Source organism: Saccharospirillaceae bacterium (assembly GCA_022448365.1).
In the GTDB taxonomy this organism is placed as follows: Bacteria; Pseudomonadota; Gammaproteobacteria; order Pseudomonadales; family Oceanobacteraceae; genus Bacterioplanoides.
Window position 1 is genome coordinate 47,613 of record JAKVCS010000001.1, and the last position, 24,001, is coordinate 71,613.

Sequence of the window (24,001 nt, forward strand, 5' to 3'; positions counted from 1 at the left end):
CTATGAAACGTCGCAATTTTTTACAACTGCTGGCAGCGACCGGAATGACAGCTCAAATGCCTTTAATCACCTCCAGAGCTCATGCAGCAACAGCGCCAGAAAAATATCTGGTACTTGTTAACGCAGGCGGCGGTTGGGACCCAACCTCAATCTGCGACCCGAAAGGACTCAATAAATCCTACACCGCCAACAGCACCCGCCACGAAGGCTCAACCAACTCGGTGGATCTCGACAGTAACAAACGCATTGGCGATATACAGTGGAGCGCCATCCCGGAGTTTGTGTCTGATGACATTGCAGTACGTAACCGTATCGAACAGCAGTTTGATCAGTTTTTTCAAACCTATGGCGACCGCATGACCGTGATTAACGGTATCGATAACGGCACCAATAACCACGATACTGGTAATCGGGTGACCTGGTCTGGTCATGAAGAAATGGGTTACCCATCAATCACTGCACTTTATGCTGCCGCGGTATCCCCCACTCTGCCAATGGCGTTTATCAGTAATGGCGGCTATGACTTTACCGATTCACTGGTCGCGCGCGCGCGCGCCAGCAGCGCTGGCTTTATTAACGAGATTTCTGATCCGAACCTGTGGTTCATCGAGAGCAGCGATCAGTTTAGACGCGGCTATCACTACCGTGACCGCGACGGTAAAGTTGATATCTACCAACGCATTCAGCAAGCCCAACAGTCACGTATTCAGCGCCAGCAGAACAGCGAACCGCTGCCCCAGCGCCGCGCTCAACTCAGCCAGCTGTTTGGTATTCGTAACGAGGAAAGTAATCTGGGTGAGTTGACCGTCCAGCTCGACAACATTCAACAATACGTAACGCCCGAAGAAGGCGAACAGCATCCAGCATGGCATTGGAACCCCAGCCGTGCCGACTCACTGAAAAGCCAGGCTCAGGTTGTTGCCGCTGCATTCAGATCAAATCTGGCAGCCAGCGCCAACCTTAATTTTGGCGGCTTTGATACCCATGGAGACCACGATAGCCGCGCCTATCCGCGCCTGGGAGATTTACTGGAAGGAGTCAATTATCTCTGCGAGGTACTGAAATTTTCCGGCATCGCCGACAAAACCACGATAGTGATCGGCTCTGACTTTGGCCGAACGCCGTATTACAACTCAGGAAACGGCAAAGATCATTGGCCGGTAACCAGCGTAATGGTTGTGCACCCAGATACTGTCTCGACCGGCGGAAAAGTGTTTGGTGCATCCACCACTGAGTTCCGTTCCCAGGCCGTTAACCGCCAGACCGGTTTACCCGACAGCTCAGGCGAAGTTCTTGAACCCAAGCACGTAAATATTGCGTTGCGGCAATTAATGGGGATTGATTCCAGCGGAGTTGTCGGTAACTATCCATTAAACTTCACTCCGTTTAATATTTTCTCTTAAGGAAAAGACATGCGTATTGCCCTCACTCTTATGCTATTGGCGTTATCTTCCACCAGCTTTGCACTAAAAACTGGCGATAAAGCCCCGAACTTTTCATTGCCATTGCTCACGCAAACCGGTTCCCTGTCGCTGTCGCAATACCGCGGTAAAGTGGTTTATCTGGATTTCTGGGCATCCTGGTGTGGTCCTTGCCGCAAGTCACTGCCGCTGCTTAATAACATGCGCAACTCGCTGAAAGATGAACCGTTTGAGGTCATCGCCATTAATCTTGATGAAGAAATTAAAGACGCCCGCAGCTTCCTGAAAGAGTTCCCGGTTAGCTACCCAACGCTGCACGATGCAACCAGCCAATCGCCGGAAAAGTACTCTTTGCGAGGCATGCCGACCTCGTACCTGATCGACAAAAAAGGCATTGTTCGCGCCATTCATACCGGATTCAAACCATCCGACATGAAAAAAATCCAACAAGAAGTCAATCAACTCTTGGGTAAAAAATAATGCAGAAGCTGTTGGTCATAATGCTGGCAATTATTGCTGTCGGGGGCTGCGCCCAGGTGAAACCCTGGGAGCGCGGCAACTTGTCAAAAGACGTTATGGCCTGGCAGACCGATCCGCTAAAAGGTTCGCTCGACAATCACATTTTTTTCAGTAAAGAGGGATCTTCCGGTGGCGGTCAGGCAGCCGGCGGTGGGTGTGGTTGTAACTAATTAACTCAGGACAAATTAATGGCCCAGAAAAAAACGGCGTTTGCGGCTCTGGCAGCCGCGGCTGCAATGCCTATTGTCAGTCAGGCTGAAGTGGCCCCGGAAGACGAAGTATTTGCCTACCGTTACAGCCAGTACAGCGAGAGCGACAATCCGCGCGAACGCACCTTTACGCCGGAGCTAAAACGGTACGAAATCGATGTTCATCAATTCCGTTACGCCAAACCGTTAGGTGAAGACTGGTATATTAACAGCGAATTTCAGTATGAAACCTTATCTGGTGCCTCTCCGACACAGACTTACCGTGAGGATGGCAAAAGCGTATTAATTACCTCAGGCGCCACCATTGACGAGACCCGCTACGACGTCAAAGTATCGCCTAAGCGTTATTTCTCTGAAGGCTCACTGGGTGGCACCTTCGCCTTTTCCACGGAAAATGATTACCAGTCCATTTCTCTGGGCACCGATGGGTCTTTGGAGTTGTTTAATAAACACACCACATTACTTGCTGCCATCAGTGCTTCGATCGATACATTATCACCCAGCGATGCCAATGGCAGTCCGAATCGTGAGGCCGCAGATGGTCGGAATAAACGCAGTTTGTCACTCTACGAAGGGGTCAGTCAGATCATTGATAAAAACCGCGTCATTCAGGTTGGCCTGGGGGTTACCCATTTTTCCGGATTTTTGTCCGATCCTTACAAGACATACGATAAACGTCCCAATGAACGAGATCAGTTCACTATTTCAGCAAATTATCGTCACTATTTCGCAGTAGGTGATGGTGCAGCGTTTCATGCTGATTATCGGTTTTATGCCGACGATTGGGGCATCCTCTCGCATACTCTGAGTGCTCGTTGGGCACAACGCTATCATTCTAACTGGGCACAATTCCGTTTTATTCCTTCATTGCGTTACTACCGCCAAAGTGAAGCAGATTTTTATACACTGGACCGGGTTCCTCAGGGAGAGTATTTCAGTTCCGATGCACGTTTATCCAACTATGGTGCGATTACTCTGGGTCTGGAAAACCAGGCTAACTGGCGAACATGGACCTTAAGTTTTGATTTCCAATACTATTTTGCCGATGAAACATTATCGGTTGTTGGTCGTACCGGCGACGAAACACCATCACTACTGAGTTACACCGTACTCAGTTTTGGTGTGGCGTATCGTTTCTGAGTGCATTCAGTACAAGCCACCTTAGTTATGAACATTCAGCGTTTTTCGTTTACGGCCATGGCTTCACCGTGTGAATTGCATCTACTCGGTGAGTCTGAGTGCTGCCGGGCTGCCGCTGAGGCGGTGGAGCAGGAAGTAAAACGTATCGAAAGAAAATACAGCCGTTACTGTGCCGATTCGATACTGTCGAGGATTAATCGTAATGCTGGCCAGCCCACCGACATCGATGCTGAGAGCCATTATTTATTAAACTATGCCGCCATCTGTTGGCAGCAAAGTGATGGTTTGTTTGATATCAGTTCAGGAATTTTGCGTCAGGCGTGGGACTTCCGTGAAGCAGCCTTACCCACTAAAAAGTGTCTGCAACCTCTGTTGCAACGTATCGGATTTGATCAGGCAGAATTAACCGCCCATCAGTTCATTATGCCGGCAACAATGGAGATTGATTTGGGCGGCATCGGTAAGGAATACGCTGCTGATCGTGCTGCCGGCATTTGTCGGGAGTATGGTATTCATTCCGGAATTATCGATTTAGGAGGTGATTTACTCGTACTTGGGCCAAAGCCGGATAACTCACCCTGGCTATTGGGCGTCCGCCATCCGCGAGATCCGGAAAATGCATTTGCCCAATTACCGGTGTATGAAGGTGGCATGGCTACCAGTGGCGACTATGAGCGCTTTTTCGAGCTGGACGGCCAGCGTTATTGTCATTTGCTGAACCCTAAAAATGGGTTTCCGGTGCAGTACTGGGCATCCATTACCGTGCTTGCCCCCAGCTGTTTATTGGCCGGCACTTTCTCATCCATTGCAATGTTAAAACAACAGGACGCCCTCACCTGGCTCGACCTGCAGGGATTACATTACCTTGCTGTTCGCCCAGATGGCAGCCACTTTGCCTCCTCTGGTGCTTTGTAAGGCTATTGTCCAGCCTTGCTCTTTATTCCAAATTCAGATTCACCACCCAATCTGTTTTTACGTCGAAATAAGCCATTCCTTTCAGGAAATAAGCTGGATAGAATCGGTGCAACAAAAAATTAAAAGGGATCACCATGACAACTTCCGCTGCCGGGAATTCACCCACACGCCCACACAAATTATTAACTCAGGACGATTACCAGGGTTACGATGCCATGGGCCTGGCAGAGCTTGTCAAGAAAGGAGAAGTCAGCGCTGAGGAATTATTGCAAGCTGCCATTCAGCGTGCTGAGGTGGTTAACCCTAAGATAAACGCCATTATTACACCGCTGTACGATTTTGCTCGTGAACAAATACGCAGTGGCCTGCCTGACGGCCCGTTTACCGGCGTACCCTTTCTGCTGAAAGATTTGTTAACTGCATTAGAGGGCACGCCGTTAAGCAATGGTAGCAATGCCTACAGAGGTCAGGTTTCTCCCAGCGACAGCGAATTAGCCCGTCGATACAAAAACACTGGTGTGGTGATTTTCGGTAAAACCAATACACCGGAATTTGGGTTAATGGGGATTACTGAACCGAAAGCTTTTGGTCCGGCACGAAACCCCTGGAATATTAATCATACTCCAGGTGGTTCAAGCGGCGGTTCCGGTGCAGCCGTTGCTGCTGGCATAGTGCCCATGGCTTCGGGTGGCGATGGAGGCGGTTCAATTCGCATACCGGCGGCCTGCTGCGGGCTATTTGGCTTAAAACCAAGTCGTGGGCGCACCCCCACAGGACCGTATTATTCCGAATTATGGGACGGCGCAGCCGTCGAACACGTTCTGACCCGCAGCGTGCGCGACAGCGCTGCCATGCTGGATGCTATCGCTGGTCCGGATGGTTCAACGCCGTATCCACTGGTTAAACCGGAATCGTATTTAAACGCCTTGGAAACACCGGTTCGGCCGTTACGGATAGGCTTCAGCCGTCAATCCTTCGTCGGTCGCCCGGTCGATATTGAAGCCGAAACCGCCGTCGATCAGGCCGTGTCTCTGCTTCAGGGGCTTGGCCACAAAGTTGAGGAAGTGACACTCCAGATCGATGGCGAGGCGTTAGCCGACTCTTATCTGACCATGTATTTTGGTCATGTCGCAGCGGACATGGAGTACGCTGCACAATCATTGGGAACCGGATTCGGCAACCTAGACGTCGAAGACGCTACCAAAACCCTCGGTTATATCGGCAAGACCATCTCTGCCAGTGAATTTGTCACTGCAAAGCGCCGTTGGAATCAACTTGCCCAGACCATGGCCATGTACCACCAGCGCTATGATGTTTTACTTACGCCGACTCTGGGCGCAGAGCCGGTTGAAATCGGAGCATTTGAACCGCCCGCGTTTGAGAAAGTTGCCATGAAAGTCATCAATGCTTTTGGTATGCACAAACTGTTACTGAAAAGCGGTATGGTGAAGCAAATGGCGATGGAAAGCCTCGAAAAGCTGCCATTCACCCAATTGGCAAACTTAACCGGTGCCCCTGCCATGTCAGTGCCATTGTACTGGAGTCAAAATAATTTGCCGTTGGGCGTTCAATTTATGGCCCCTATGGGTGATGAAACCACCCTGCTTCAGCTGGCAAAACAACTGGAACAGGCACATCCCTGGTTTAATCGAACCGCAACAATGGGTTGAAACACTGGCATCTGAAACAAAAAACGGCACACTAAGCCAAACCAAACTGAACAATAAGAAAATTCCACAATGAAAAGGAAACAAGCATGAGCGCAAGAACGGTTCTGATTACAGGTTGCTCAAGTGGCATTGGCCGGGCATTAACTGAAGAGTTTTTGCGTCATGGTTTTCGGGTTTACGCAGCAGCACGTAATACTCAGTCACTCTCGGGCCTGATCAGTGATCAATTGATACCTATATCGATGGACGTTAATAATCCCGATGATATTGCCTCCACCGCTGAAACCATTACCAACGATGGTGGCAAACTGGATTATCTGATTAACAACGCAGGATATGCTGCTATGGGTCCAGTGGTTGAATTATCCACCGAGGATTTAAAGCAACAGTTTGAAACCAACGTATTTGCTCCGATTGCACTGACAAAAGCACTGCTACCGATGCTGCGCGCCAGCGGCAACGCACAGGTGGTTAACATTGGATCGGTATCCGGCATTTTAACTACACCATTTTCCGGAGCATATTGCGCAACCAAAGCCGCCTTGCATGCATTATCGGATGCACTGCGAATGGAACTTGCGCCATTTAACATTAAAGTAGTTACCGTCCAACCGGGGGCGATTGAATCAAAATTTGGAGACAATTCACTGGAGAATATGAGCAACCTGATTGATGAACAGTCGCTTTATGCGCCTCTGAAAAAGTCAATTCAGGATCGTGCTACCGCATCTCAGGACAACCCAACGCCAACGAAAGAATTTGCGACCGAGCTAATGGCTCAATTGCTGAGTCAACCGGATGCGGTGATCCGTATTGGTAATGGCAGCCGTGCCTTGCCGTTTATACGCCGCTGGATTCCGATTGAGTGGGTGGATAAATTGTTGAGTAAAAAGTTTGGGCTGGATTCTCTATAGAGATTCTTACCTTGCCATTTGGGCAGCGACAAAAGCTTCCACATGATAAATCGCTCGCCCTGCTTCCGATAACATTGATCCAATAGAAATTTGTTAGGCACTGGTGTGATTTGGATAAACAGCAGTGTGCTGACTCCGCTGTACCACCATATAGCCATGTGTCTGCGGATATTGATCGTATTCCAAATGGCGAACCACTGCTCCGGCTGACATCACGGCCTGGACAAAACCATTTACACCCAACGACGAATAATAAATCTCGGGGCCCATCACACAGTTTCTGTGCTCACCAGCGACATCAACCGCCCCAAAAGAAAAGATAAAAACACCACCCGGTTTCAGTGCTGCAACCAGCTTGGTAATTAGCGAAGACTGATGCGTCAAAGGAACATGCCAGATACTGTCCCAGGCACTGATGAAATCGTACTGACCCGTTGTTGGCCACTGACAAATATCCTTATGGTAGAAGCGAAACTGCGGATATTTTTCCTGAGCCAGCCGAATCATCTCTGCTGAAACATCGACACCTTCGACGTCGTAGCCATGCTCGGCAAGGTACCTCATAAAACGCCCGGTATGGCCGCAGCCAACATCCAGCGCTTTGCGGCAAGGATTCGGCTCGTCGCCCCGATCATCACCGGAGAGAAACTGCAATGCCCTGTTTAACTGATCCATGCCGTTATCCATTGGAAACACATCGTCGTTCCAGCGTTCGGTAATCTGATCGTAGGCTTTACCGGTTGCTTCAGGTTTCATGCTCACCCTCACACGGCTTCAGACAATACAAATACACCGGGGACTGGTAGAAGTCTTTCGCTTTAACAGTTTCATCCGGCTCAAAACCAGGCAGTGCAAAATTATTACTGATTAAAAATCGAGCATCCGACTCAAACATCTTTCCGCCCTGCTCTGTCTGCAATTTACCACTGATCGCCTGCATCGCGTCGGGATACAAATAACACACCATAACAGACGCCTTGCTTAAATCCTGCTTCAGGAAATCCTTACGCATCACCTGCACATTGTTCAGCCGATACAAACGAATCAATAACAGAGACGCCAGCCAGGGTAACCAGGAAATTTCGTAACCAATAATCTGACGTTGCGGATAACGCCGCGCCAAAATCACTAGCAAGTTGCCCCAGCCGCTGCCCAGTTCAACGATTTTTCCGACGACACCAGCATTTCCAGAGCTATTCGTAGCGTTCTGAAGTGCATCCACTTTATCAAATAAGGGCAACATAGCATCTCGTGCTGCACGGGAGCTGGGCATGGGAGAAATTCCTGCCACTAAGGTGCTCCAGACAATGGAGCATGCCGCCAGAAATACCAGTAGCAAAACAACAAACAAAGCGATTTCAGTAGCAGGCATCGTTCAGCTCTTCATCTTATACTTCCCAGTCTGACAATAACGCGCGAATGTCAGTTTGGCTCTTGCCGGAAGAGAGTGCCAGCAACGCAAATACGTATAAAAAGTGCGTCTGCAAATCGCGATACAGTACACCGCCTGAGGCAATTAACGCATGGGTGCTGCCATAAGGTATGCTGATGTGTTTTCCGGGGAAAGATCCAAGCAAGAATAAAGTATCGCCACTGGTTTCTTCGATGTGATCAATAATATCAGAGTACTCAGCACCAAACGGCCCCGTACCACTGTGGTAAAGCTGCAACACGACGATGTCTTTACCCGCTGAAACCGCACGCAATAAATCTTTGTCGATACCTGGGTACAAGTGCAGGTAAGCAATTTTTTTCTGAGCCGCAACAACGGCTTCTTTCGACGGTAATGACGTATCACCAATCGTTGGCTGGTCGACTTTATCTGCCAACGTATCAACGGCTAAACCCGCCACTGAACAGTAATACGTGACAACATTGCCATATACCGGATTAAAGACTTCTTCATCAAAACCCATCGGTTTTAATTCAAAGCCATTGAAGATTTTTGCTTCATTATTATTGGCATCAGAGCGGAAAGCGATATAAACGCCGCTTTCAGGTAAATCTGCCGCCACAAATTCCAGCGACGACGATAAACTCAAAGCAGTGTCTGACAGCGGATGGTCAGGCGCTAAAAATGCTCCGGTAAAGCAGACTTTTTTCGTCCATAGGTGGCTGAAGCATACCGCCGCTGCAACGGTATAAGCTTTCGTGTCAGTACCATGAGTCACGACAATACCGTCACAATCGCTGTTACAGCAATCCTCAATGCTATTCAGCACGTCGACCCAGTCAGCTGGACTGAGCACTTCAGAATTTTTGTTGATCGGGGATACAACTTCAACATCGAAGCCCAGTTTATTTTTAACCGCTTCAATCTGTTCAGCGATTTTACTGGCACCTGCCTCAACAGCGACATGATCGGATTTCAAGATTGAACCGATGGTACCACCGGTAGTGATTACACGGATTTTTTTCTTCAACGATATTCCAACTGCTTTGCAGCAACGCTTACATGAGCCGCCAACGCTATCACTGGGCTGACTGGCAAGCAAGCCATGCTGACAGCCCAGTAAAAGGAGATTTAATCGCGATCACACCGCCGAAGCTTTGCGGTAACACAAGAAGGCGTAACCAAAGAACACCGCGAACAACAGATCATTCAAACCATAAACCGAATAAAAAAGTCCGGTCAGCCAGTCAGTAGCGTAAATATCAGGCAAAGCTTCCCAATTACCAGACATCCAGATAAGCCAAACCACCACATACAACACCTTTTCTACCGCAAATACTGCCGCCAGCCATTGCACGGCATTATCGGTAATCCGAGAGGTGGCGATATAAGCCAGGCCCCACAATACGATACAAATCAAGCCGAAGGTCGACATCACAGTCGGATCATACTCTGACACTGTATTGTTGGTGAAAAACCGACTGACGGTTAAAACACCAATAACGTTGGCCAGCCCGCCAGCAACAAATCCAGCTGACAGCATGGATGGTTTCATATTCTTTCTCCTGTTGTTTATTGAATAACGCTTTCAAAGCTCAAGTCATTGCGCCCGACATAGTAGCCAGATCAGAACGGTTTAAATAGGTGGAATCCTGTCATACCAAAGAGCGCAGTCACCCTGCACGAACGATAGGTGTCGCCAATAGCCGCTTGATCATGGGTAACGGACATGCACAATCTTCGCTCAGGGCAACTGGTTCATACGTCGCTTCAGCCAGAGAAGATCCCTCAATTATTTTGTGGCTACTTCAGGTATACTTCTCGCCCTTTTCAGAATCTACCCGTTCAAGAGCCACCTTATGTCTTTACCTCCATGCCCTAAATGTGAATCTGAGTACGTTTATCAGGATCAGGAATTGTTAATATGCCCGGAGTGTGCGAACGAGTGGAACCCAAACGAAGTGTCGGAAAGCGATGAACCGATCGCCAGAGATGCTAACGGTACAATGCTAAAGGCGGGCGATAAGGTAACCGCTGCCAAAGATCTGAAGATTAAAGGCAGCTCTCAGGTAATTAAAGTCGGTACTAAGGCTATGATTCGTCGAATCCTTGATGCCAAGGATCACGAACTCGACTGTAAAGTGGATGGCGTAGGTGAAATGATGGTTACGGCCAAATTCGTGAAAAAAGCCTGATTTCTGAAGCCCCTGAAGGCGGGGCTCCGTTGTAAGCCTGCAGCACCAATGATTAATCGCAGCTCTTCTGATGGCGGCTCGACTGTGCAAGGTCAAGCAGCTCTCGCAGAGCTACTGAGACCATCGAGAACTCAAGTTGGTCGGTATTTTTAAGTTCGGTCAACATTCGCTGCCAGCGTTTAACCAACACCGCTTGCTCCTCCTCCCAGAGCTCCACCGCGTGCTGTAATGTCTGTCCGTCCTGCATGCTGGCCAAAATACCTTCAGTCAGACCACGCTGCTGCCAATCCAGGTCATCGCGTAATGTTTCGCGTGCCAGTGCATCCCAGTGGCTGGACGATGGAAGCGCATTAATCTGCTGCATAAACCAGTTCAGCGACAAGTATTCACCCATTTCGAAATAGGTTTCAGCTACCTGCTGCAAGTCACGTTCAGCCTGCCCGGAAGCTTCAATAATCCCAAGTGAAGAATACAAGTTCGTAGCTCCGGCAGTGACAGCTGCCAGTTGCTCAGGGACACCAGCGGCAATGCGCTCTTCATAAACGCCTTGCCAGCGCTCCAGTTCCGACCCCTTGAGCGTTTCACCCAGTGACGTCATCATGCTCTGCACCGATCCACCAAATTTGGATACCTCAGCACCAATATCGATCGTCGCACGACGGTTACGCAGGAACCAGCGGGTTCCACGTCGTACCAGACGCATCATATCGGCCATCATACTTTCCTGAACATCCGTGTCGATCTTGTAGTCCAATTCCGCAATTGCATTCCAGTACTGTGGAAGCGCGAATATGTCACGCGCCGTTAAGAACGCTCGTGCAATGTCGCTGACATTCGCCCCGGTGGAGTCACGCAACCGGTTCACAAACGTGATGCCCATGTAATTCACCATGTCATTAGCCAGCTGAGTCGCAATAATTTCACTGCGCAGGCGATGCCGGTACATGGGTTCACAGAAGCGTTGCACCAATTGCTGTGGAAACTCCGTTTTCAGAAGTTCGGAGATGTAGCTGTCGTCGCTGATATCCGGATGATTCAGTACTTCTTTCAGATCAGCTTTGGTATAGGAAATTAAGACCGATAACTCTGGCCGAGTTAATCCCAGAGACTCGCTGCGACGCTCTGCCAGTGTTTCCTCATTTGGCAGAAACTCCAATACACGATCCAGCTTCCCTACATTTTCATATTCGTGCATCAGACGCACATACTCATCCAGGCGCCCCTGACAATCACGATACGCTAACGCTATCGCCTGTGTCTGGCGATAATTATTATTCAGAACCAGCTTGGAAACCTGATCGGTCATATCCATGAATATCTGATTTCGCTGCTTGCGCGTCAGATCGCCTGCATCAAGGATTTCATTCAGCATAATCTTGATATTGACTTCGTGGTCGGAGCAATCGACGCCAGCCGCGTTGTCAATGAAATCGGTATACGATGCCCCACCATTTAGACCAAATTCAATGCGGCCTAATTGAGTAACACCCAGGTTTCCACCTTCACCAATCACTTTGGCACGAACCTCAGAGCCATTAATCCGCAACGCATCATTGGCTTTATCACCAACGTCAGAGTCCTGCTCCTGGCTTGATTTAATATAAGTACCAATGCCGCCGTTCCAGATGAGATCAACCGGCGCTTTCAATAACGCTTTGATAAGTTCATTAGGGGGTAGCCGATCTTCTGTAATCCCGAATATCTGTTTCATCTCCAATGAAATAGGAATGCTCTTGGCACTGCGGGAGAAAATACCACCGCCTTTAGAGATCAGCGTTTTGTCATAATCGCTCCAGCTTGAACGAGGCAGTTCGAATAGTCGTTTACGTTCAACGAAGCTTTTGGCCGAGTCCGGATTTGGATCGATAAAGATATGCATATGGTTAAAAGCGGCAGTCAGACAAATATGCTCCGATAACAGCATACCATTACCAAAAACGTCACCAGCCATATCTCCGATACCAACGACAGAGAAATCCTTCTCCTGCACGTTGTGTCCACGTTCACGAAAATGCCGCTGAACAGAAACCCAGGCACCACGTGCGGTAATACCCATTTTTTTATGGTCGTAACCAATCGACCCACCCGACGCAAAACCATCGCCCATCCAGAAGCCACGATTGACTGCAATTTCGTTGGCAATATCGGAGAAGGTTGCGGTACCTTTATCGGCGGCAACCACCAGATACGGATCATCACCATCGTGGCGCGCAACACAATTTGGAGGAACGATATCACCATCCACCAGATTATCGGTGATATCCAATAACGCGCTGATAAATGTCTGATAACACGCGATACCTTCAGCAATAAATGCATCTCGACCGCCGTCTTTAGGCAGTTGTTTCGCAACAAAACCACCTTTGGCACCAACGGGTACAATTACCGCATTTTTTACTTGCTGAGCTTTGACCAAACCCAGCACCTCGGTTCGAAAATCTTCTGTCCGGTCCGACCAGCGTAAACCACCACGAGCGACTTTACCGCCACGTAAATGAACACCCTCGATACGTGGCGAATACACGAAGATTTCAAACATCGGGCGTGGTAGTGGAATATCCGAAATTGCCGCCGGATTAATTTTAAAGCTGATGTATTCTTTATCGTCACCAGTGGTGTCGGTTTGGAAAAAATTCGTCCTTAATGTTGCATTTATCAGTTCAATATAGCGCCGAATAGTTCGGTCCTCATTCAACTGTTCAACACCATCCAATGCATCTATCAGCTTTTTTTCGCACTGCTCTGTATTGACCTGACGGATTTCTTCTTTAACGTGTTGCAGGCCGAAGCGTTGATGAAACAAGTCAACCAGGCCCGCACTGATCGGAATATAGCGACATAGAGTTTCAGCGATGTAGCTCTCCGAAATACCGAAACGGATCTGCTTCATATAGCGGGCATAGCCGCGCAACAGCGCAATATCGCGCCAGCCTATATTGGCACCCAGCACCAGGCGATTAAATCCATCATTTTCGGCTTTCCCCTGCCATATTGCTCGAAAGGACTCCTGAAATAGTGTTTTCACTTCGGCAATATTTATGGTTTCCGACAAGTCATATTTCAACAGGAAATTGTGTATCCATACTTTATTGCCATCGACGGTATTTATTTCGTACGGATGCTCACCCAATACTCGCAAGCCAAGATTTTCCAGTACCGGGATAACATCTGATAGTGGCAAGATCGTATCACGGTTAAACAATTTGAATCGCAGCAGGCTTTCGTCCTCTTCTATCTCACGATAGAAGCTCATCGCCAGCTCACCCGGTTGCTGCATCAGCAACTGATCGATGTGCTGCACATCAGCCACAGCAGTGCGAGCTGAAAAGTTCTCACGATAGCCTGCGGGGAAAGCTTCACGGTACCGATGAAACTGATGATTACCCTTTTCTTCCCCCACCTGTTCAATCAATGCTTCGTGTAAATCATCCTGCCAGGAACGCACTACCTGAACAATTTTTCGCGACACGAGATCCGGATCAAAATCGATGGTCTTGTCTGGATTAAGGCGCAACATAAAGTGTGTCCGCGCCAGAATGGATTCTGAGAAATAGGTATTAAATTCGACATCTAACGGTAAAAACTCGGACTCCAGCACCTGCTGCATTTTCTCGCGCAACTCCGTGTTGTAAATGTCGCGAGGAATGTATGTCAGGCAGGATAAGAACTTGCTGTAAGGGTCTCGACGCAGGAACACCCGCGTTTGCCGACGCTCCTGAATGTTTAATACTGCAACCGTGGTATCTGCAAGTTCCTGAGCTTCCGATTGGAACAGTTCATCACGCGGATACACTTCCAGAATACGATTTAACTCTTTACCACTGTGGCCCTTATTGTCGAAGCCAGATAACCGCCTCACTTCTTTCAACTTCTCCCGAATAATCGGAACATTATTCGGGCTTTCTATGTAGACAATCGAAGTAAACAAACCGGTAAAGCGCATGGCCCCGATAACATCGCCCTCGTCATTAAAACGCTTGACGACGACATAGTCCGGATAAGCCCTTCGGTGAATCCGGCTGCGGGTACCGGACTTCATAAAACTGACCAACTGTTTCTGAGCAATAAATTTCTGCAGGTCAGCATCTAAATCATGAATAGGAACATTGTGCTTGCGACTGCTATGAAAGCGCAGAACCCCGAGATCTTCTTTATCTTCGCGGCAAATTTCCAGGTCCTTGTTACCCTGATGAATATCGAACTCATCATAAGCCAGGAAAGTGAAGTGATTATCCATCAGCCACTCAAGAAATGCCTTGGCTTCATGGCAATCGGAGTCGCTGAAGTGTTTATTTTTCCCCACCAGCTTAATCGCATCACCCACTTTTTTAACGATTGCCGGATAATCCTCAACACAGTGAGACACCTCAGCCAGAACCGATAGCAACTCGTCACGCAGCTCATCCAGCATCTGCTTATCGGAGTGATGATCGATTTCAATGTATACAATCGCTTCAGGTTTGCTCTGTTTGGTTGCATGGCGCCAGCGTTCAGCATCTTTGCAGCTTTTGAGCTTGCCTTGCTTATCGCGCTCAGCATGGAAAACACAGTAATGTATCGCATGCAAAGACATCTGACGGTTATTCAGCTGCATACGCACGGAATCAACAAGAAACGGTACATCATCACAGACAATCTCGATTACGGTGTGCAAAGACTGCCAGCCGTAATTCTCGTAATCCGGGTTAAGAACCCGCACCTTGGCCTCACCAGCTTTGCGGGTTTGCAGCAGCTGCCAGCAAGATAGTGTGGCGCCATAGACATCCTCTACCGAGCGGGCCAGCAGCTCCTCCATCGGTGCCTTGGAATAGTATAAATCCGCAAAGCTCTTCAGCAGTTCTACCTGGCTGGTTTCGTTGCGTTGTCCGATCAGATCATGCAATGCCGTTAACATTCAGAGGCCCTTGTTGTATACACTGTTACTAATAAGCGTAGCAGCTTGTAACAAATAGGCCGGGTTAACGTCCCAACTCAGTCAAAAAACAGAAAACAGCCAAAAACGGCGCTTCTTGACGCTCCTTTACTGCAAACCACGAATCTTTCGTTTTTCTTCAGCCGGGAACATTGACGCTCGCCCGATATCCAATAAAATCATTTTCAAATCAAGGCTCTAGGAATCGGTGCAAATGACAGAACAACAAGGATTTGCTCAATTAAAACAATCGCTACAACAGCAAATCATTGGCCAGCCTCACCTGGTTGAAAGACTGCTTATCAGCTTATTGGCCGACGGTCATTTACTGGTGGAAGGTGCGCCTGGTCTGGCAAAGACCAAAGCCATTAATGCCCTGGCAGATCGCATCGAAGGTGACTTTAAACGCGTCCAGTTCACCCCGGATCTGTTACCTGGTGATATCACCGGAACTGAGATCTATCGTCCACAACAACAGAGCTTCGATTTCCAGGCCGGTCCCATCTTTCATAATCTGATCCTCGCTGATGAAATCAACCGTGCTCCGGCTAAAGTACAGAGTGCGTTGCTGGAAGCGATGGCAGAACGTCAGGTAACTGTTGGTGGTGTTACCCGTCAGTTACCGGAACTGTTTCTGGTGATGGCAACCCAGAATCCGATCGAGCAGGAAGGTACCTATCCGCTTCCGGAAGCTCAGCTTGATCGTTTTCTAATGCATGTGGTTATTGATTACCCGGATGCCGATGCTGAACAACAAATTCTGCGTCTGGCCCGCGGGGAGGCAATGCACCAGAGCAACACTGATACCCCGGTGCTCACACAATCCGATATCTTTGGCGCACGTCAACAAGCACTGGCGTTGCATATGAGCGACGCCGTTGAGCAATATATCGTCCAGCTGGTTATGGCAACCCGCCGCCCGCAGGCTTACGGTGATGATCTGGCCAGTTGGATCGAATTTGGCGCCAGCCCACGTGGCACCATCGCTCTGGATCGCTGTGCGCGCGCTCATGCCTGGATTCGTGGCCGCGACTACGTTAGCCCGGATGATGTGCAAGCCGTCATTCATGACGTAATGCGTCACCGCCTGTTACTGAGCTTTGAAGCAGAAGCCAGTGGTATGACGGCGAACAAAGTTATTAATGAGTTGATTCAGCGCGTCGCCGTTGCCTGAGGTCCGTATGAGTTTTACTCAACGATTTTCGTCCGGCGCCGAAATCAAACCGGCCAATCTGGTGAGCCTGCGCGACCTTGCCAACCAGTTGCCGCTGCACAAGCAGAAACGCATTATTAACGACCTGGCCGGACCCCATACTTCGGCCGTCCGCGGTCGAGGTATCGACTTTTCCGAAGTTCGTGAATATCAGCCCGGTGATGATATTCGCTCCATGGACTGGCGTGTAACCGCCCGCACAGGCGATCCTCATATCAAATTGTTCCGTGAGGAACGAGAGCGCCCGGTACTGGTGGTTTGTGATTTGCGCGCGAGTATGCATTTTGGTACACGCAGAGCGTTGAAAAGTGTTCTGGCGGCAGATATCAGTGCCCTAATTGCCTGGGCAGCCATGACAAATGGTGATCGCATCGGTGGTTTGATATTCAACGACCAGCAAGAAGTGGATTTACGACCTAAAACCGGTCGCAAACAGGTTCTGAGTCTGCTGCATAACATGGCTGAAATAGAGAAAAGTATCGCTTCTGACAACCATCAGCGTATGCAGCAAATATGTCGCCACATTCGTCGAATCGCCCGACCAGGAAGTGCCATCTACTTTGTCAGTGACTGGTCGGGCATTGACGCCGACTGCGAGCGTCAGTTGTTCAATGTTACCCGCCATTGTGATTTGGTCGCGGTGCAATTATACGATCCGATTGAAGCTGATTTGCCACCACCGGGACTATACAACCTGACAGATCGACGTCAGAAACTCGCCCTGGATACACATTCCCAAACAGCCCGCGAAGCGCACCAACAAGCCTTTGCTCACCAACAACAGCAGATTCGCCAACATATGTTGCGCTTAAAAGTGCCGCTGATTCGTATCGCTACAAACGATGATCCACTGACTTCCTTGCGCTCTGGTCTGGGCTTGACCCAGCAAGCATCAGGGAGAAGCCTATGATCACAACATTATCCCAACTGGCTCCAACAGCCGGTCAGGCTAACCCACTGCCGTTGCAGGGTTTGCAATTACCAGACGCTGTCAGTTGGTGGCCGCTGGCACCAGGATGGTGGTTACTCATCACCATTCTGTGTACAGCGACGCCACTGTTGGTGTTTCTGATCTTCCGAATGTGGCGCCGTAACAGCGACAAACGCCAGGCCAAAAAGCTATTAAACTCAGCTTACAGTCAATGGCTGGCTGACCAGAATCAACAGCAGCTGATTCTGCAATTGAATACGGTTTTGAAACGTTTCTGTCGCCAGCGTTTTCCCAAAGCCATTTCGTTATCTGAGCAACGCTGGAGCGATTTTCTTAATCACAGTGCCGGGACGGATTTATTTTCTGAACAGCAAAGTAAGGCTCTTCAATCCGGCGCGTATCAGGAACAACCGATGCCAGTACTTGACGAAAAAGATTTGGTAAGAAACTGCCAGCGCTGGCTAAGTAAAGCCAAAAACGCCAATCTCAGGGAGACAGACTAATGGAATGGCATTGGCCGTGGGCATTTTTATTATTTCCATTACCCTGGATTATTCGCGCATTCATTCCCGCTGCCAAAGTTCAGCAGGCTGCATTACTGGTACCGAACCTCGATATCTGGACTCAGGCTGGTCATCAGCACAGTGGCATCCGTAGATCATCGATACGTCATTGGTTGTTACCTTTATTTGTCTGGATGGCACTGTTAGCGGCCCTTGCCCGCCCTTATCAATCTGGCGAAGTTGTCGAATTACCGGTTTCCGGTCGTGACCTGATGCTGGCTGTTGACTTATCTCTGAGTATGGAAAAAGAAGATATGCAACTGAGCAATCGCCCGGTTAATCGCCTGGTAATTGTAAAACAGGTGCTAAATAATTTTATTGAAAAGCGTCAGGGAGACCGTCTGGGTCTGGTGGTGTTTGGTTCCGAGGCATTTTTACAGGCACCGCTGACGTTTGATACACAAACCGTTAAACAATTTATGAATGAGGCCCAGATTGGTCTGGCCGGTAAATCCACCGCCATTGGCGATGCCATTGGCCTGACCATAAAACGGCTGAAAAGTAATCCGGAAAACAGTCGGGTAATGATTTTATTAACCGATGGCTCGAATACCTCGGGTGAAGTGGAGCCGGTAAAAGCAGCGCAACTGGCTGCTAAAAATAAGGTAAAAATATACACTATTGGTCTGGGTGCCGACCTGATGGAAGTGCCGAGCTTTTTTGGTACTCGCCGGGTAAACCCTTCGCGGGACCTGGACGAAACGACTCTACGCCAGATCGCACAAATTACCAGCGGATCTTTTTTCCGGGCCCGCGACAGTCAGGAATTACAGCAGATTTATCAGTTTATTGATGAACTGGAGCCTACCGAGAAAGACCCACAAATTTATCGCCCACAGCAAAACCTGTTTCACTGGCCGATGTTAGCGGCATTTATTGCCAGTTTATTATTGGCTCTGCAACAGTCAGGGATTGTGTCACGTTTTAAGACGATAGAAGGTAAATCATGAGCCTGCTCGATCCTATTCAACAGTTTCATTTTATTCGTGCAGACTGGTTGTTGTTATTGCTGCCAGCCTGTGCAGTATTTCTATTGTTGCTGAAGCGTAAGCTGACTGCAGGCCAATGGCAGGATGTTATTGACCAAGAATTATTGCCGTACGTGCTCGACAATGCACCGCAAAAAAACGACCGGAGCAGCTTGTGGCTGGTCATGTTTACCTGGGTTATCGCGACGATTGCGTTAGCCGGACCAAGCTGGGAAAAAATGCCAACTCCGGTGGAAAAAAATCAGGACGCTCTGGTGATTTTGCTCGACATGTCGTTATCCATGGGAGCACAGGACATTAAGCCGGATCGGGCGACCCGGGCAATCCAGAAAGTGACCGATGTTATTCGCGGCAGAGAGGATGGTTTAACCGCATTGCTAACCTATTCCGGTGAAGCCCATACCGTGACACCGTTAACTGACGACCGCGACACCATTGAAAATCTGTTGCCTGCGATTTCGCCGTTTATTATGCCCAAGCCGGGCAGCCGCCCGGACAAAGCCATCGCCCTGGCACAACGGCTGGTAACCGACGCAGGTATTGGTAAAGCACGATTATTATTAATCACTGATGGCATCATTAATAAAGATATTCAGCGTATCGACAAAGTACTGGATACCGAGCGTTTTCAGCTCAGTGTCATGACCCTTGGGACAGCGGAAGGGGCACCGGTTTCTATGCCGAACAGTGGCTTTTTGCGTGATGGCCAGGGAAACATTGTCTTACCAAAACTCGATTTGCAACCGATTCGCAAGCTGGTATCCGAACTGAATGTTGCCTGGCAACCGATTCGTTACGACGACCAGGACTGGCAACAACTGTTGCAACCCAAAACCACCAATGAGGCAAAAGCAGAATTTTCTGACAGCGGTGATAACAAACAGTTTGATCAATGGTTTGATCAGGGCTTCTGGTTGATATTCCTGTTGCTGCCAGTAACGCTGTTACTCTTTCGTCGTGGCGTGCTGTTCAGCTGGCTGTTATTGCCGGCTCTGATATTACCGGCAACGAATCCGACGTCGGCCTGGGCCAACGACCCCGTGTCAGCTGATCCGCCAACGGTGATTCAACAGCAGCTAAGTGAACAACAAGCGAATCAACAACAAGCCGGCCAGGAAAGCGGCTTTTGGCAGAATCTGTGGCAAACCCCAGACCAGCAAGGCGCAGAATTATTAAACAGCGACCCCGCTGCAGCAGCGCAGCGTTTTGAAAACCCAGACTGGCAAGGCGTGGCGTCTTATCAGGCGGGTGACTATGAGGCCGCGCAACGAGCATTTGCCGACAACCACAGCGCGAATGGACGCTACAACTACGCCAATGCCCTTGCTCAGTCAGGTGAACTGCAAGCCGCCCTCGACGCTTATGCAGAAGCCCTGCAGCAACAACCGGACTTTACGGATGCCATCGAAAACCGCAAGGTTGTTGAGCAAGCGCTGAAGCAACAAAAAAATCAGGAACAACAAAAACAGCAAAATAAAGACGGCCAGCCACAGGGTAGCGATGAAAATCAGAGCGGTGATTCTTCCCAAACACAACAGTCGCAGCAACAAGAATCGCAACAACAAAATTCACAAGACAGCCAACAAAACCAACAAACTGGAAGTCAAACTGACCCGAAACGCGCCGAGCCAGGCGAACAGCAAAATACCAGCACCGCCAATAAGCAGCAAGACGACGCATTTGCCGAACAAAAAGCTGCAGAGCAGAAAGAGCCGCAAAATAAAGACGGAAATCAACAACCGCTGAGCGAACAAAAGCCACAACAAACAACCACCAACAGTGAACAGGATTCGGACCAGAGCGCTGCAGATCCGGCGTCAATGACACAGCAGCCAATGCAGGAATCGCAGCTAGATCGTGAAGAACAAGCTGCGATGCAGCAGTGGCTTAATCGTATTCCGGATAACCCTGGCAATTTGTTGCAACGGAAATTTTTATATCAGTATCGCCAGCAAGATGGTGGCCAATCAGAACAACAGGAGGACGTGTTGTGGTAAACCGTCTGCGTTATTTATTCACCCTCGTTTTTTTAGTCAGTGCACTCTTTTGTCAGAATGCTTGGGCAGCCGCCTTCAGCGCCAGCGTTGATCGGAAAAACATCAGCGAAAACGATACTTTTTCTCTGATGCTGCGTTATGGCGAACAAGTCGGTTTTGGCTCACCTGACCTGACTCCGCTGGAGCGTGACTTTCAGGTGCTGAATCAGCAGCGCTCCAATCAGTTTCGCTCCATCAATGGTCGCAATGAATCATTTACCGAATGGACGCTCACACTCAGTCCGAAACGCACAGGCAAACTGACCATTCCAACCATCAGTTTTAAAAACAAACGCACCCAAACGATCACGATGAATGTCAGTGCGCTATCGGCTGCAGTAAAAAAACAGCTGGAAAAAGAGTTCTTTTTTGATGTGGAAATCAGTAAAGGCCCGTATTACGTTCAGGGGCAGATACTTTATAAAGAGAAGCTGTTCTACAGCGTTAACCATGAAGACCCGAGCCTATCCGATTTCAAAGTAACCGACGCCCGAGTTGAACCACTATCCGAAGTGCGCTCCTATCAAACAGTGGTCGACGGCCAACGTCTGGGAGTCTACGAACGACAGTACGCTATTTTTCCTGAAGAAAGCGGCAACCTCGTCATACCAGGACAACGATTCAACGCCCGAGTTACCAACCCTTATGATCGTTGGAGTCGGGGACGCCAAGCGGGGATTGTCAGCAAACCGGTGCAGCTTGAGGTAAAGCCCATTCCAGCCAACTACCCTCAGGCCCCCTGGCTGCCGGCCAGCCGACTGGAAATCAATGAAACCTTCAGTAACGGCGACCAATCACAATGGACTGTGGGTGAACCGGTTACCCGGACCATCAAAGTTACGGCCAGTGGCCTCAGTGGTAGCCAGATTCCCGCGATAGCACTGCCGGTGGTCGATAAAATCCGGTATTACCCCGATCAATCGGATAACAGTGAGCGCATGAGTGAAACCGGCATTCAGGGCACGCTGCAGCAATCCATGGCGATAGTACCCACTGCTGAGGGCCGTCTGGTACTACCCGAAGTCAGGATTCCCTGGTGGAACACCCGGTTAGGCATACTGGAATACGCCGTGTTGCCGGCCAGAACCATTCTGGTAAAACCAGCAACGATTGCACAGCCAGAAACCATCGCACCTGCTCTCAACAACGCGGTAGCAGCGGCAAATAACACCGGTACGATAACCGGGCCAGCAAATGGCTACTGGATTATTGCGTCCTGCGTGTTGTTTTTATCAAATCTGATTCTGGTCTATCTGCTTTGGCGGCAGAAAAATCGTGTTTCTGAACCACCGGAATCACTGCCACAGACCGTCAGCGATAAACAGCGCTGGAAAGAACTGAAACAGGCTTGCCAACAAAATGATGCGCAACAAATCCGTACCGCAGTCATGCATTGGACGTCTGCCTATTTCAAACGGGAAGATATTGTGCGACTCGATCAGATTCAGGCGTTACACAACAACCATCGACTGAGCGCTGCATTAGCCGAGCTGGATGCCCTGCTCTATGCCAGCAATTCGACAAACAGCGCGTTTAACGGTGCGAATTTACTCGCGCTGCTGAAAACCCTCAAACCGGATTGCAACAATCAGAATGCAAACGCTCTCAAACCTCTGTATTCCTGAAGAGTACCGAAACCAGATCATAAGCGGCCACCTGAAGTTGTCTCTTCAGGTGACCAGCACCCCATCGTTGTCAAAACATGAATTCGATTCTGACTGAGATACTGCATTATGTCTGTGGTGTCATTGTCTGTTTGCTAGATGCACACGGTATCGTAACGGCGAAAAATCCGGTCTCAACTGACCAGCGCAGAAACCTTTAGCGCTTAAATAATGCGCATCGTTATTTCAACTAATGACTGGCGGTTTTCGAAAACAACTGAATCACTACCACCCCGCATATGATCAGGCTAATACCTGTAATCGCTGGCAAGTCTGGCACCTGTCGATAGAAAATCGCGGTCACGAACGCCACTAATACAATTCCCAATCCGGCCCACAATGCATAAGCAACTCCGACCGGGAAGGTGCGTAACGTTAAGGTGAAAAAATAAAAAGCGATGGCATAACCCACAACCACAATCAAACTGGGAATAAAACGGGTAAATTCATCAGTGGCCTTAAGCGCACTGGTGGCAATAACTTCGGCAACGATAGTGATGATTAAGTAGTGGTAGTTCATACGGCAATCCCTTCCATATCTGACCCATACTTTCAACGTAGCAGTGGTCGAGATTGCCGCAATTTTAGAATTGTAACCTTGGTACTTCTTACATACTTGTGTCGCCATAAGATATGACATGGCGAGCCAAGCTACCTGATAGTATCAACTCATCAACCGAATGGCGTAGTCAGTACACGATCTTCAGCGCCAAACAAGGTTCGCCAAAACCAACCACTCTCGAGATCATCCCGGCATTGCACCAGCTGGCGTTGATATAACGCTGAACGTCGCTCAACTTTTGCAGCGACTTTCATCAGCCAAGGTTTCTTTTTATGAGTGCCGCGTAGGTAACCACCGGCACCATCATGATAGGCAAGGTACAGCCGATAAGCATCGTGCGATTTTATCCCAGTGCGCTTGATGGTATTGGTGTTGTACCAACCAATAAAATCTACCGCATCTTCAAACTCATCTCGATCAGCGCCCCAGTTGCCGGTTTTACGCTGGTATTCCACCCAGGTTGCATCGAGAGCCTGAGCATAACCATAAGCAGAGGACGGACGTGGCCCCGGAATGATCCATAAAAACCACTCTCTTGACGGGCGGTTATCATCGATAAATTTTGATTCCTGGTGAATAAACGCCATGGTAACCGAAATAGGAATACCGTATTTATCGTGTACGGCTTTCGAGGCGTTATACCAATCGTAATATTCATCGAATATTTCACACACATCACCAATATTTTTCGGTTGCGGTGTAGAACAAGCGGCCAGAAAAACGAGTGGCAACATCAATAATATTTGACGAATCAT

The 24,001-nt window shown here is 49.0% G+C and carries 21 protein-coding genes; 14 read left to right on the forward strand and 7 right to left on the reverse strand.

Going from position 1 to position 24,001, the window contains the following annotated elements; translation table 11 throughout:
• The first annotated feature begins 2 nt into the window (after window positions 1-2).
• The 7 genes from MK185_00240 (at window position 3) to MK185_00270 (ending at window position 6,788) form a co-directional block, all read left to right on the forward strand.
• Complete coding sequence (locus MK185_00240) at window positions 3-1,403, forward strand: DUF1501 domain-containing protein (GenBank protein MCH2039049.1); 1,401 nt, start codon at window positions 3-5, stop codon at window positions 1,401-1,403.
• 9 nt (window positions 1,404-1,412) lie between these two features.
• Window positions 1,413-1,901 carry a TlpA family protein disulfide reductase gene (locus MK185_00245; protein ID MCH2039050.1) on the forward strand — a complete coding sequence of 163 codons (489 nt, stop codon included), beginning with the start codon at window positions 1,413-1,415 and terminating at the stop codon, window positions 1,899-1,901.
• Window positions 1,901-2,110, forward strand: coding sequence for a DUF4266 domain-containing protein (locus MK185_00250; GenBank protein MCH2039051.1), 210 nt, complete (start codon window positions 1,901-1,903; stop codon window positions 2,108-2,110). Before MK185_00245 ends, MK185_00250 begins: the two co-directional genes overlap by 1 nt.
• 18 nt (window positions 2,111-2,128) lie before the next feature.
• On the forward strand, window positions 2,129-3,289 hold the full coding sequence (locus tag MK185_00255; protein ID MCH2039052.1) for a DUF3570 domain-containing protein: 1,161 nt from the start codon (window positions 2,129-2,131) through the stop codon (window positions 3,287-3,289).
• A gap of 27 nt (window positions 3,290-3,316) precedes the next feature.
• A complete protein-coding gene (locus MK185_00260) occupies window positions 3,317-4,204 on the forward strand; it encodes an FAD:protein FMN transferase (GenBank protein MCH2039053.1) in 888 nt (295 codons plus the stop codon).
• Between the two features lie 134 nt (window positions 4,205-4,338).
• The gene (locus MK185_00265; protein MCH2039054.1) at window positions 4,339-5,874 is read left to right on the forward strand and encodes an amidase; all 1,536 of its coding nucleotides are present in this window, start codon (window positions 4,339-4,341) and stop codon (window positions 5,872-5,874) included.
• 86 nt (window positions 5,875-5,960) lie between these two features.
• Window positions 5,961-6,788 carry an SDR family oxidoreductase gene (locus MK185_00270; protein MCH2039055.1) on the forward strand — a complete coding sequence of 276 codons (828 nt, stop codon included), beginning with the start codon at window positions 5,961-5,963 and terminating at the stop codon, window positions 6,786-6,788.
• A 93-nt stretch (window positions 6,789-6,881) separates the two neighbouring features.
• On the opposite strand, the gene MK185_00275 is transcribed toward MK185_00270, so the two are convergent.
• The 4 genes from MK185_00275 to MK185_00290 form a co-directional block, all read right to left on the reverse strand.
• A complete protein-coding gene (locus tag MK185_00275; GenBank protein MCH2039056.1) occupies window positions 6,882-7,544 on the reverse strand; it encodes a class I SAM-dependent methyltransferase in 663 nt (220 codons plus the stop codon).
• Entirely contained in the window at window positions 7,534-8,160 is a 627-nt protein-coding gene (locus MK185_00280; protein ID MCH2039057.1) for a hypothetical protein, read from the reverse strand. Before MK185_00280 ends, MK185_00275 begins: the two co-directional genes overlap by 11 nt.
• A gap of 16 nt (window positions 8,161-8,176) precedes the next feature.
• Complete coding sequence (locus tag MK185_00285) at window positions 8,177-9,211, reverse strand: asparaginase domain-containing protein (protein MCH2039058.1); 1,035 nt, start codon at window positions 9,209-9,211, stop codon at window positions 8,177-8,179.
• A 111-nt stretch (window positions 9,212-9,322) separates the two neighbouring features.
• Window positions 9,323-9,736, reverse strand: a complete 414-nt coding sequence (locus tag MK185_00290) for a hypothetical protein (GenBank protein ID MCH2039059.1) — start codon at window positions 9,734-9,736, stop codon at window positions 9,323-9,325.
• A 304-nt stretch (window positions 9,737-10,040) separates the two neighbouring features.
• Here MK185_00290 and MK185_00295 point away from each other — a divergent pair, with 304 nt between their 5' ends.
• On the forward strand, window positions 10,041-10,376 hold the full coding sequence (locus MK185_00295; GenBank protein MCH2039060.1) for an alkylphosphonate utilization protein: 336 nt from the start codon (window positions 10,041-10,043) through the stop codon (window positions 10,374-10,376).
• Between the two features lie 52 nt (window positions 10,377-10,428).
• Here the strand turns inward: MK185_00295 and MK185_00300 are convergent, their stop codons facing one another.
• Window positions 10,429-15,270, reverse strand: coding sequence for an NAD-glutamate dehydrogenase (locus MK185_00300; GenBank protein MCH2039061.1), 4,842 nt, complete (start codon window positions 15,268-15,270; stop codon window positions 10,429-10,431).
• Between the two features lie 232 nt (window positions 15,271-15,502).
• Here MK185_00300 and MK185_00305 point away from each other — a divergent pair, with 232 nt between their 5' ends.
• Genes MK185_00305 through MK185_00330 form a run of 6 tightly spaced genes read left to right on the forward strand, consistent with a single transcriptional unit; the run spans window position 15,503 to window position 22,645 of the window.
• Entirely contained in the window at window positions 15,503-16,462 is a 960-nt protein-coding gene (locus MK185_00305; protein ID MCH2039062.1) for a MoxR family ATPase, read from the forward strand.
• Between the two features lie 7 nt (window positions 16,463-16,469).
• A complete protein-coding gene (locus MK185_00310; GenBank protein ID MCH2039063.1) occupies window positions 16,470-17,411 on the forward strand; it encodes a DUF58 domain-containing protein in 942 nt (313 codons plus the stop codon).
• Window positions 17,408-17,935, forward strand: coding sequence for a DUF4381 domain-containing protein (locus MK185_00315; protein MCH2039064.1), 528 nt, complete (start codon window positions 17,408-17,410; stop codon window positions 17,933-17,935). Before MK185_00310 ends, MK185_00315 begins: the two co-directional genes overlap by 4 nt.
• Window positions 17,935-18,945, forward strand: a complete 1,011-nt coding sequence (locus tag MK185_00320) for a VWA domain-containing protein (protein ID MCH2039065.1) — start codon at window positions 17,935-17,937, stop codon at window positions 18,943-18,945. Before MK185_00315 ends, MK185_00320 begins: the two co-directional genes overlap by 1 nt.
• Complete coding sequence (locus MK185_00325) at window positions 18,942-20,981, forward strand: VWA domain-containing protein (GenBank protein ID MCH2039066.1); 2,040 nt, start codon at window positions 18,942-18,944, stop codon at window positions 20,979-20,981. Before MK185_00320 ends, MK185_00325 begins: the two co-directional genes overlap by 4 nt.
• A complete protein-coding gene (locus MK185_00330; protein MCH2039067.1) occupies window positions 20,975-22,645 on the forward strand; it encodes a BatD family protein in 1,671 nt (556 codons plus the stop codon). Before MK185_00325 ends, MK185_00330 begins: the two co-directional genes overlap by 7 nt.
• Window positions 22,646-22,874: 229 nt before the next feature.
• On the opposite strand, the gene MK185_00335 is transcribed toward MK185_00330, so the two are convergent.
• Together MK185_00335 and MK185_00340 are read right to left on the reverse strand one after the other, a co-directional pair.
• Window positions 22,875-23,204 carry a multidrug efflux SMR transporter gene (locus MK185_00335; GenBank protein ID MCH2039068.1) on the reverse strand — a complete coding sequence of 110 codons (330 nt, stop codon included), beginning with the start codon at window positions 23,202-23,204 and terminating at the stop codon, window positions 22,875-22,877.
• 152 nt (window positions 23,205-23,356) lie between these two features.
• On the reverse strand, window positions 23,357-24,001 hold the full coding sequence (locus MK185_00340) for a hypothetical protein (protein MCH2039069.1): 645 nt from the start codon (window positions 23,999-24,001) through the stop codon (window positions 23,357-23,359).